Raw genomic sequence first — 12071 nt, 5'->3', positions numbered from 1 at the left:
TTCTGATATTTTTAAAAAAACGTACCCACCTCTAAACTCTGCCCAACAGGCATAAGAGTAAGAGGTTGGATACGTTAATCTTGGTCTAGTGTGCGATTGTCAATACGGTAAATCGCTAATAAATCACAGGCTAACCATGATGATTTCATGTAACTAATGTAGCGTGGTTGCCATTCTGGTGCAAATTTTTGCTTGTATTTACGCAATCCTTCAAACGAGTAAAAACGTGACGTGAAGGAATAAACAAGGAAACCAATGCGTTCTTGGATAAAACTGTCTTTATTGATTCCCACATTTGATAGCGGCGCCATGCCCAAATCAAAGTAGCGGTAGCCTTCTTCCTTGTAGTGCAAGAAGAGAGAAATAAAGAGGTAATCCATAACGCCAGATGGGCTTTCTTCCTTGTCATAACGCATTAAATCAACGGTAACAACAGATTCTTCTTCAGCTAGGATAATGTTGGCAAAAGCCACGATTTTTCCTTTGTCATTACGTACCAAAGCCATCGGCGTCATTTGCAAGTAATCTTCCTTGAAAAAACCTAGTGAGAAGCCTTTTTCCTGACGGCCATCCAGCCACGAATCTGAAATGCTGCGAAGCTGTGTGATTAGCTCAGTCGCATAAGGCGGTTGGATAATATCAAATGTGAAGCCTTCTTTTTCCACAAAGTTAAGGGCACGGCAGAAGCTCTTGCTGCTTTTACCCGTCAAAGTGAAATCTTGCAGATGAACCAAAGCAGACTCCCCAAATTTCATGAATTCAAACCCACATTCATGCAGGTAGAGGGTCAATTCTTGACCGATTTCATAAAAGACTGGCGAATAATTGAGGTCCCTAGCTGCTCGGATAAAGGCGTTGATAGCAGGCTGGAAGTTGTCCTTATCGCCAATCGGCTCGCCCATCACCACGGCTTTGTTATTATCCAGTGAAAATTGAAGCACAACACTTGCTTCTGGTTTATTAGGGTACCAAAACAACTGCTTGTCCCCCAAGAATGGTAAAAAGCTATCAGAGGTGTTGCCATGTGTGTCCAAAAACTGACGATAGGCTTCCGCATCGAAAGACTCGCCTAGTTTCTTAGAGCTCTTTCGCAAAAGGTGCACGATAATCGTGTAGCAAATACCCACGACAATAATCGTTCCAAGGAAAGAAATGGCAAATTTATTAAGCTGTAAAATTTCTTTGTGATGAATCAAATAATGCGGCATGCCTAGGAAAAGGTAGCTAATGATTAAGCCTAGAAAAATCACGCTGTCTTTCAGCAAGGATTCCCAAGAATAAATCAAACGGTCAACAGTCAGGTTATTTTTGAAGAAAACCAATAACAGTAACAAGATAATCAAATAAAGCGACGTGAAATTGCTAAAGGATTTGGCATTTATCCAAATAAGCGACACGAAAATGAGCCCAATGCCAAAAGGCAGTGCTTGACGCACGCGCTCTAACAAAGAACGCCCTAAAAGAATGTAAAGACTTCCGATTAAGATACTTGGAAATTGCCAAATGAGGTTGGCATGAATAGGATTCATCTGTTTCAACCAGTGAATTTGATTGACCTTCTCTGGAATGGTAGCTGATAACACGAGAAAAATCCCAAACAAAACCACCAAACCATAAATCAAACGTCTTAGCAAAGTAACGGTTAATTCTTTTGGAATGCCTTTGTAGTGGTCGTTGATGGTTTTACCAAGATTTTTAACAAATAGCACCACCCCAAGGGCAAATGGCAAAATATCGTAAACCATACGGTAAAGCAAGGTCCACAAAATTACGTCAGTGCTGGCAAATCCCATCATGGTCAAAGCTGTCATCATAGTCAAATCAAAACTTCCGATTCCACCAGGAATGAAAGAAATCATCCCAAACAAAATGGCTAAGATGTAAGCTCCAGCAACTTGGACAATTGAAAAATGGAAGCCCATCAAATACCCAACTGCAAGGAATGACCCAACACAACCTGACCATTCCAAAACAGAAATCAAAGTTAATTCCAAACGCACCTTTCGCTCAACATTACCAAAAAAGGTGAGGTTTTCCCTTGATGATATCCACAAGACGACTGGGAAATAAAAGGCTGCTACCACAAAAATAATCAAAAAACGGTGTAGATAGGAGCCTTCTGTGAACAACCCTGCAAACAGCAAAATCACTGTGGATAAGACAGACAAACCAGAGCTAAAATAAGGGAGCAGACGGGACAAGACCTTGATGCTTTTCCCGTTGTCAATGCCGTCACTGTACAAGGCTAGACGCAAACCAACATCTATAATTCCACCAAAACCAATCATATTATTTATGGTGTTGATACTCCAACTATTTTCAATAATATACTTTTTAGAGTGCGACGTCCCAAGCAAACGGTTGAAAATAACGTCATAACCAATCATCGGCATAACGGCCACTAAGCCAATCAAAATCATTAGAACGATATTGAAAGGGGGAATGCTAGCAAAGGCTGACTGTAAGGTTGGCCACGAAATGGTTTTAGACAATCGGAAAAATTCGACTAAAACCAAGATGAAAATCGATAAACTAAATCCTATTTTGATCTTGGATTCATTGGTTTTGAAAAAATTGATGACTTTCTTCATGCGTTCTTATTCTCCTCTAGTTGCGTCAAAAAGTGATTCACTTCCTTATTAAAACGTTTGGGACTGAGGTAAGCCATATTGTGCAGACGAAATGGTACTGAAACCAAATGACCATTACCAAGATGATTAGCAATTTCAAGCGAATGCTCATAAGAAATCAAGTCCCATCCACCAATCAAGACCAAGGATGGAACGGTAACACGAGCTAAATCATTCAGATGAATAGGCATATCCTCCATCATCAAACGCATATTTATCATATAATTTTCCAATTGTGGGAAATACGGCAACAAACGCTTCATCACACTATACAAAACGTGTGTGGACAATCCAGCATACCATTTCTCACCATACAGGCGAATGTTTCCAGCATTTAAGACCAAACCTGTCACCAAGTCAGAGTATTTCAAAGCAATAGTCAAAGCCAAGTTTGCCCCGTCACTATAACCAATGAAAGTAGCCTTGTCGATGCCCAATTCCTTCAGCGCATAAGCAATATCATCTGCCATCAAATCAAAGGAATTGACCGCCTTTTCATTAGTCGATTGCCCATGACCTCTGCTGTCAAACAAAACCAACTGGTATTTTTGAGAGAAATAAGGAATTTGTTTGCTAAAGTAATGGTAATTGCCGTTATTACCGTGTAAAAAGACTAAGGTTTCGCCCTCACCGACAATCTGATAATGCAATTGTGAACCGTCAGGTAAAGGGATAAAGGTTTCTGATTCAGTATCCTTACTGGCATCTCTACGGCATTTGATAAGCAGCAACAAGCCAATGCTTAACAAAACAGGAAAGAGATAGGTTTTTGGAAAACCAATAAAAGAATAGACAATCATGCCTGCTGTTAGCGGTGCATTCATGGTAATTCCCAAGAAACTACAAGCAGCAACGGCTAGATAGATTTGAGATGGGTCATTAAAACCAAAAAGAGCAGCCACCAAGCACACCACCTCTCCAAAAGCAACTCCCAGTGAAATCGATGGCGTCATTGTCCCACCGTAAGACCCAAATCTCAAGCAGAGTAAGACAATGGCGTATTTACATGTAAATAAAACCAAGGCATCAGGCAAATTCAAGCTGTCAAATCCAGCTTGCACCAAAGGTGCCCCATTCCCCAGCAATTCTGGAAAACGATAACTTTGCACAGCAAGAAGGACAAAAACCAAAGGCAATTGCCATAAAATGCGACTATCTTTGGTGCGATTTTGGCTGGCGTGTTTACTAATACGGCTAAACAAACGCGCCACAGGTATGGTCGCAAAGGTTAAAATAACCGTCACCACAAAAGTCACCCAAGTCACAGGCTGAGGATTGACATGGTAAAGCGGTGCATCGCTAATTCTCAAGTGGGCAATAGCTGTCGCTCCATAAGTCGTGATGAAAGCCACCACCACATTTATAGCCGTCAAAGGAATGCCAAGCACTTCAAAGACAAATATCAAGCTGGCAAAAGGAATTTGGTAAATGGCTGCTAAACCTGCTGCCGCCGAACTCGCCACCAAAACCGAACGCTGGTCACTATCTAGCGGAATTTTTCTAACCAAATGCGTTGAGAACAAACTCCCTAATTCACGCGGAGCCACTTCTTTACCAACAGGCGCCCCCATACCAACCGTGATAACTTGCAAAAACAAATGCCCTAATTGTCGCCAAAAAGGGGGATATTCTTCTATTTCTGATTGAGGTGAAATTTGCTTTTTCAAAGGAATTAGACGTCTTCCTTGCCTCTGAAGAAAATACCACCCCAAAGCACTTAGCAAACCAGAAACCAAAACAATGCCGCTACGTTGCAGCGCTGGCACGGTGTGTAAAATGTCTTCCCAAAGAAAATCAAAAAGATCATGCAACACAATAGCGCCTAAACCAACTAGAATAGCCATAACAAGCGCTAATAGTATTAGCCTAATCTTATTTCTATTCGTAAATACTGTATCCATACCTTCTTACCTTAAACCAATTGAAAAAGTTAGCTGTCCTTAACAAATCTGTTAGGTGTATCAGAAATATTCTAACATAAAAACGAACGAACTGCACCTTGTACTTGTCAAAGATCAGTTATTATCTCTATTATGGTATCACAAAAGCCCCGCAAAAGAAAAAGACTAGAACTGCTATTTTGCTTTTCTAGACTTTTCTTTGATAGCATCAAAAAAAGCACTCTAGAAAGTAGCTAGAATGCTCTTTAGTCAACGTTTTTAAGTTATTGTCATCAATAAGTGATTTTCACTATTGCTTTTTTAGGGTTATTTATATCTCATAGAGTTGTCATGGGAGTACACTAGAGTTAATTGTCACCGTTTTTATAACGGCCTACATTCATCTTCATCATATTGCACCTCCGTGGGTTCTTTCAAATCAGAAGCCTCATTTTACATTGGACTCACTCCTACTAATGTTTGTTAATCCGAAAAGAGCGATTGACTCGTCGCCACTTTGGCTTAACTTGCTCTACTTTAAAACTCCTAACATGAATTGCTTTCATATCTATCTTTTGTCTTATCAAACATGGAAGCAATATGATTAGAAGCCCTATCGATTACTATTGTTACTAGCGAAAAAGTCAACCGGTCGCTTTTTCCATCTAGCTGTATCTAATCGTCTGCTTCCAACACCATTTCTTCTAAAATATGGCACCACTCCCTTTAGAAATAACGTCGTTTTATGCCGTTATTGATCTCCATTCTTATAACGTCCTACATTAACCATCAACATAAGGCATCCCTCCAATGTACTTTGTTACAAGATTTCTCGTTTACGATTAGGGTGATTAATCACCATTTTTATAGCGTCCTAGATTAAACCTCATATAGTCCACCACCTTCATAAGGTTATCCCTGCCTACCTAAATCCAAGTTGGAGACTAATCTCCGTTTTTATACCGAGCGACATGATGTTTCAACATAAGAATCATTACCTCCTTATCTTGTTTTATCTGTCATCCTTCTTTACACTTTTATTATAATGTAACCGATTACAATTGTCAAGAATTTTGCTGCTTTTTTTGTCTATTTTTTTCGATAAGTCGCTTTTGCTACTATCCACCTAAAAACTTTGATACAATAAAGGCATGATTGATTTAAAAGATTACGGTATTGAGATGTGGGAGGATGATACCATTTTGTCCTTTCGCCGCACTTTGTTGGCTTGGTACGACCAAGAAAAACGGGATTTGCCTTGGCGACGAACCAAGGACCCTTACGCGATTTGGGTGTCTGAAATCATGCTACAACAGACACAGGTCCGCACGGTTATTCCCTACTACAAGCGCTTTTTAGATTGGTTTCCCACCATTGAAAGTCTGGCAAACACTCCTGAAGAAAAGCTCTTGAAGGCTTGGGAAGGACTGGGGTATTATTCTCGTGTCCGCAATATGCAAGCAGCTGCACAGGATATCATGACGCGATTTGGCGGGCAGTTTCCAGCCAACCACAAGGACATTCTTTCTTTGAAAGGAATTGGACCTTACACGTCTGGAGCTATTGCAAGTATTGCTTTTGGTCTGCCTGAACCAGCTGTGGATGGCAACGTGATGCGCGTGATGGCTAGGCTTTTTGAAATTAACTACGATATCGGTGACCCTAAAAATCGGAAGATTTTTCAAGCTGTGATGGAAAAACTCATTGACCCTGACCGTCCTGGGGACTTTAACCAAGCTTTGATGGATTTGGGAACCGACATTGAATCTGCCAAAAACCCACGACCACATGAATCACCAATTCGCTTTTTCTGTGCGGCTTACCTAAACGGTACCTATGACAAATACCCCATTAAATTGCCTAAGAAAAAGCCTAAACCGCTTGATTTGACTGCTTTTGTCATCCGAAATGCTGACGGGGAATTTCTCATGGAAAAAAACACCGAGGAACGATTGCTAGGAGGCTTTTGGTCTTTTCCTATCTTGGAAATGCCTGACCAACAAACTGATAAAAAGGCAGACTTTGAAGAAGGTTACCACATACACCCAACTTGGAGTACGGCCACTTTCACGCCTGTTAAACATACCTTTAGCCACCGAAAGTGGACCGTCACATTGATTGAAGGCACCGTCGCTTCACCACAATTGACGAAAGGCAAAGAACTGCGCTGGGTGAAAAAAGACGCTTTGAGCGACTATCCCATGGCAACCCCACAGAAAAAATTATTAGAAAACTATTTGACGTCTAAAAAGACCCAATAAACACAAAAAACCTCAACGCCAAGCGTTGAGGTGCATTAGGAGATTTATGGGAGTTCTAGGCTAGGATACCTATCACCCACCAAACAATAACTTCAATCAGTGATTAAAGCCACTGCTATGAAAAAGAAAGTTTATTAGGAATGATTATAGTATAAGCGGTCTAGCTTAATGAAACCTAAACGTTTACTTATAGAAACCGTAAAGCAAACCAATGGAGATTTAAAGATAGTTAAAATACGCCAAATCAACTGTCAGGGCATTAGCCGTCACAAACTGGTGCTTGCCATTAAACTGAGCAAAATGGGTTGCCGCTTGAATGCGATAAACCTTGGCAAATTCCTGATAAAGCACAGCATCCATCTCACTCACATTTAAGAAATAAACGGTTTGGTTCATCTGTCCCAAACGGTCCAAACCTCTTTGGGTTTCAGCCTGTTCCAAGCGTCCGATAAACAACAAAAACGTTTCTTTCATATCCATTTTATTAAGCAATTCATGCAAGGTGATGAATTGGATATTGTCAGAAATGCCTTTTTTATCACGGCAGAAAAACCATCTGCCTGCTAATGTCAATAACCCTAAAACAAGAAAAGCCCTCATATCATACCTCCCACTTATTTATTCGTAAACGAAATGACTTGTGGGGTGGAAATGAGGGATTTTTTTGAATGAAACTACTTAATCCATGACTAGCATTGATTTAATGGCTTTGCGGTCACGCATATCTTGATAGGCTTGGTTGATATCATCTAGAAAATAAGTGTGGGTAAAGACACGGCCTGGATTGATATCCCCGTCAAGAACAGCCTTGAGAAGAATTTGCTTATCGTAGGTTGTCACAGAAGCTGAACCACCACCGATGATAATGTTTTGTGAAAAGGTTGAACCAAGTGGGCGATTATCGTAATGGGGCACACCCACAAAACCAACACGACCGCCGTTGTGGAGAACTCCCAGAGCTTGGTCAATAGCTGCTTCCGTACCAACACATTCTAGAGCAACATCCGCACCACCACCGAGAATGTTACGCACCTTGGCAATACCTTCTTCGCCACGTTCAGCAACGACAGCATTAGCACCTGAAGCCAAAGCCATTTGCTGACGGTCCTCATGTCGGCTCATCAAGATAATCTGAGAAGCCCCGCGCATTTTGGCCGCAATAACCGCACATTGACCAACGGCACCATCACCGATAACAACGACCTTGTCGCCTGGCTTAACGTCAGCAACACGCGCAGCATGATAACCTGTTGGCATAACATCAGCCAAAGTAAGGAGTGATTTCACCATACCTTCTGAATAATCAGACGGTTACCCAGGGATTTTAATCAAAGCCCAGTTAGCATAGTGGAAGCGAACATATTCTGATTGGAAACCAGAAGACCAGTTTGTATAGCCAGGGTGGTTATCACACGTTCCGTCAAAACCAGCACGGCAAGCATCACATTCCCCACAACCGTGAGTAAATGGCACGATGACAAAATCACCAGGTTGAACAGTAGTAATGGCAGGGCCAACTTCTTCGACAATACCAAGCGCTTCATGACCTGAATTGACCGAATGCGCTGCTTTTTTATCTCCATTGGCATAAGCCCAGAGGTCAGAACCACACACGCAAGCACGAACGACTTTGATAATGACATCATCATCGGCTTGTAATTGTGGTTTTGGTACCTCTTCAATAGTCATCAGACCAGCTTTTTCAAAAATGGCAGTTTTCATTGTAAATACAGGCTTTGCTTGCCATCAACATGATGACAAGTGAGCCCCTCCTTTCTTAATATTGATATTGGGACAAAACGCTCACTTATCCGCGTCCCAAACGAGTAAGCGCCAAAAGTGTGAAAACACTTTCTATTTGATTGACACCGTTATTATAATCCTTTGAGTGCACTCTAAATCAAGCCATATGAACAAAAAAAGTCAGGAAAATCCCGACTTTTATGATTAGCTTAATTCTGCGACGATGTCTTTGATTTGTTCTTTGGTGTGAACCCCAGCTACTTGTTTAACCACTTTGCCATCTTTCTTGAATAACAAGGTTGGGATTGACATGATACCAAATTCTTGTGCGGTATTTGGGTTTTCGTCCACATCGATTTTAACGATTTTAAGAACATCTTCATCGATTTCTTCTGATAATTGGTCTAAAATTGGGGCTTGCATCAAGCATGGACCACACCAAGTTGCCCAAAAGTCCACTAGGACAAGCCCTTCGTTTGTTTCTGCTTCAAATGTTGCATCTGTCACGATATGTGCCATAATCTTACCGAGAACTGCCAAGACGTCAGTTCTTTTTTCCTTTTCTAATAGTCTATGTGCCTATTTTACGGGAAACTTTAGCGTTTGACAAGTAATTGCTACGTTTTCCGTGATATAATGCTATTATCATCTCAATTAAGGACAAACCATGAAAGATTACGCAGATTTTTACCAACGGCTAACGCAACCTATCCGAAAAAGACCCGCATCCATTCGCTGCTTACGCTTAAGCAATAGCCTCGTCACCAAGATAATGTACCTCATCTATCCTATCTTACTTATCTATCTTTGGTGGCAAGCTCCCAAGCGTCTAATGGCTTTTATCCTTATCCCAGCTCTTGCTTTTGTGCTGGTGTCCGTCATTAGAAAACGCCTCAACGTCCCACGTCCCTACGAGGCATGGGCCATTACTCCTTTGATTGCTAAAAATACCAAGGGGCAATCTTTTCCAAGCCGTCACGTTTTTTCAGCGACCATTATCAGCATGGCTGTCTTACGACTGAATATCATCTTGGGCAGCATCTGCTTACTTCTGTCCCTCCTTTTAACTTTTTGCCGTGTGCTTGGGGGCGTCCACTATCCACGCGATGTCACGGCAGGTTTTCTCATCGGACTTGCTTGCGGGGCATTGCTCTTTCTTTTTTAATCATCACAAAATCTCCCTAGCGATGCCGTTAGAGAGATTTTTTTGTTTAACCTAAATTAGCAATGGTACAACCGCTACCGCCTGCGTTTTGCGGAGCGTATCCAAATGATTTCACGTGTTTGTTACGGCGAAGGTATTTGGTAACACCCTCACGGATAACACCCGTTCCGATACCGTGAATAATGTCCACCTGCGCCATATTATTAAGCAAGGCTTGGTCGATAAACTCATCCAATTCTTGCATGGCTTCTTCGTAACGTTTGCCTCGCAAATCCAATCTAGCACGCGGTCCTGTGCTTTTTTGGCTTTTCTTAACCACATTGACTTGTTTTTTCTTCGGTTTTTGAGCTTCCTCTTGGACTTTGACAAGGGTAAATTCGTCCTCTTTCAAAGTCATCTTAATCAAGCCAATCTGAGCTTCCCATTTGCCATCTTTGACTTTATTGGTCAAAGTACCCCGTTGTCCGTAAGCCGTCACGATGATATCATCACCCACGCGCGGCGCGCGTAATTTCTTGGCTTTCTTGAGAACCTTATTTTTAGACAAATCAACCTCAGGCGCCAATTTTTTCAGCTGGCTTTTGGCTTCGATGACTTCATGTGGTTTTAAGCGTGCTTTTTCATGCAGATTTTTGAGAATAGCTTCGCTTTCTGCCATCGCTTTGTCTACAATTTCCTGTGCTTTGACGCTGGCCTTTTCCAACTCCTTGTCCTTGGCGTGTGAAAATTCATTGTAAAGCTTCTTGACAGCACGGTTGAATTTGAGATTTTCTTGCTCCACTTCTTTGATGTGGTCCAGGCGTTTGCGGCTTTCACGCGTCTGAGCTTCCAAACGTTCGATGATGCGGTTAACATCGGTATCTGAATCCGTCAATCGCTCTGCTTCATTGACAATAATTTCTGCCAAACCAAGACGGCGAGCAATTTCAAAGGCGTTTGAACGTCCAGGAACCCCTTGCATGAAATGGTAGGTTGGACTGAGTGTGTCCGTATCAAATTCCATGCTTGCATTTTCAACAAAATCCGTTTCGATGCCGTAGGCTTTTAACTCTGGATAGTGGGTGGTTGCCATGGTTTTGACTTCCAACAAACGCAAGTGCTCCAAAATCGCCATGGCTAGGCTAGCCCCTTCTTGTGGGTCCGTACCAGCACCCAATTCATCGACCAAAACAAGGCTATCTTTATCAGCTTGGTCTAAAATACTAACGATATTGGTCATGTGGCTTGAAAAGGTTGACAAGCTCTGCTCGATAGATTGCTCATCACCAATATCTGCAAAAATTTCCTTGAAAATAGCAACCTTGCTGCCTTTATCGGCTAAAATCGGCAAACCTGATTGTGCCATCAATTGTGCCAAGCCCAAGGTTTTCAACATAACTGTCTTACCACCTGTATTGGGACCCGTGATGACTATAATCGTCAATTCCTGCATAAAATGAAGGTCATTGGCAACAGGATTGAGCAAGAGTGGGTGACGGGCTTGCAAGAGTTGAACGGTCTTATCGCTTGATAATTGTGGCACCACAGCGCGACGCTCTTGCATAAATAAGAATTTGGCGCGCACAAAGTCCAAATGCCCTAGCACCCAAGCATTGTTGCGAATGATTTGGGTATGCGGGCGAAGCATATTGGACAATTCGCGTAAAATACGTGCCATTTCGTGGCGTTCGTCAGCGCGCAATTGTGTGATTTCTTCGTTTAATTGCACCACAGCGCGTGGCTCAATATAAACTGTGCTTCCAGATGCTGAAATATCATGCACAACCCCAGAAATACGGTTGCGGTAGGTATTTTTCACAGGCAAAACCGCACGGCCATTACGGCTAGCAAGCAAGGTTTCTGTCAAATGGTCAGCTTGTTTTTTCAAAATATCTTGCAAAATCTGACGCACACGACTCTCACTGTGATTGATTTGACGACGAATCCTGCCCAATTCAGCACTGGCGAAGTTTTCAATAAACCCGCCATCGTTGATAGCCTGTAAACTTCCCTGTAAACTTGGAAGCAGTTCAAGCTTATCAAATAAGGTATTTAGAGCTGTCAACTCGACATTTTCCAAATCATTGTAAAAATGTTTGACCTCTGCAGACACTTGCAAGACCTTCTTGATATCGATGATTTCTGAAATGTTAACATCTGCTTCTAATTCCAGACGGCGCATGCTCTCAGAAACATCACGCAAACTGCCCATACCAAAGGAATGATGTTCAATGAAAATCTGCTCCATATCTGACATTTCATCAAAAGAACGCAAGATACGGTCAGCCTCTGTCATTGGTTCTAATTTGTGCAACTCCTCTTGCCCTTGCTCGGTTTGCAAGTAACCTTCGAAAAGTTGCTTGACTTTATCAAATTCTAACTGTTCTAAAATTCTTGTATTCATGCTTTCTTA

The 12071-nt window shown here is 41.8% G+C and carries 7 protein-coding genes and 1 pseudogene; 2 read left to right on the top strand and 6 right to left on the bottom strand.

What is annotated here, in order from left to right:
* Positions 1-74 precede the first annotated feature (74 nt).
* Both mprF and HFK82_RS00105 read right to left on the bottom strand, forming a co-directional pair.
* Complete coding sequence (gene mprF, locus HFK82_RS00110; RefSeq protein WP_168260365.1) at positions 75-2591, bottom strand: bifunctional lysylphosphatidylglycerol flippase/synthetase MprF; 2517 nt, start codon at positions 2589-2591, stop codon at positions 75-77.
* Positions 2588-4531, bottom strand: coding sequence for an alpha/beta fold hydrolase (locus HFK82_RS00105; RefSeq protein ID WP_168260364.1), 1944 nt, complete (start codon positions 4529-4531; stop codon positions 2588-2590). Before HFK82_RS00105 ends, mprF begins: the two co-directional genes overlap by 4 nt.
* A 1130-nt stretch (positions 4532-5661) precedes the next feature.
* Between HFK82_RS00105 and mutY the strand changes: the two genes are divergently transcribed.
* Complete coding sequence (mutY, locus tag HFK82_RS00100) at positions 5662-6771, top strand: A/G-specific adenine glycosylase (protein ID WP_168260363.1); 1110 nt, start codon at positions 5662-5664, stop codon at positions 6769-6771.
* 219 nt (positions 6772-6990) lie between these two features.
* Here mutY and HFK82_RS00095 read toward each other — a convergent pair whose 3' ends face one another.
* The 3 genes and pseudogenes from HFK82_RS00095 to trxA form a co-directional block, all read right to left on the bottom strand.
* The gene (locus tag HFK82_RS00095) at positions 6991-7371 is read right to left on the bottom strand and encodes a hypothetical protein (RefSeq protein WP_168260362.1); all 381 of its coding nucleotides are present in this window, start codon (positions 7369-7371) and stop codon (positions 6991-6993) included.
* A gap of 78 nt (positions 7372-7449) precedes the next feature.
* A pseudogene (locus tag HFK82_RS00090) lies at positions 7450-8493 on the bottom strand (alcohol dehydrogenase catalytic domain-containing protein).
* Between the two features lie 225 nt (positions 8494-8718).
* Complete coding sequence (gene trxA / locus HFK82_RS00085; RefSeq protein WP_154455395.1) at positions 8719-9033, bottom strand: thioredoxin; 315 nt, start codon at positions 9031-9033, stop codon at positions 8719-8721.
* A gap of 148 nt (positions 9034-9181) precedes the next feature.
* On the opposite strand from trxA, the gene HFK82_RS00080 reads away from it, so the two are divergent.
* Positions 9182-9679: a phosphatase PAP2 family protein gene (locus HFK82_RS00080; RefSeq protein ID WP_168260361.1), complete on the top strand. Its 498-nt coding sequence runs from the start codon at positions 9182-9184 to the stop codon at positions 9677-9679.
* A gap of 46 nt (positions 9680-9725) precedes the next feature.
* Here the strand turns inward: HFK82_RS00080 and HFK82_RS00075 are convergent, their stop codons facing one another.
* Entirely contained in the window at positions 9726-12062 is a 2337-nt protein-coding gene (locus HFK82_RS00075; protein WP_168260360.1) for an endonuclease MutS2, read from the bottom strand.
* Positions 12063-12071: the final 9 nt, after the last annotated feature.

It is taken from the genome of Streptococcus alactolyticus, from assembly GCF_012277075.1.
GTDB classification, from domain to species: Bacteria; Bacillota; Bacilli; order Lactobacillales; family Streptococcaceae; genus Streptococcus; species Streptococcus alactolyticus.
The sequence above is the reverse complement of the archived record's forward strand: the minus strand, read 5'-3'. Positions and strand labels throughout refer to the sequence as shown.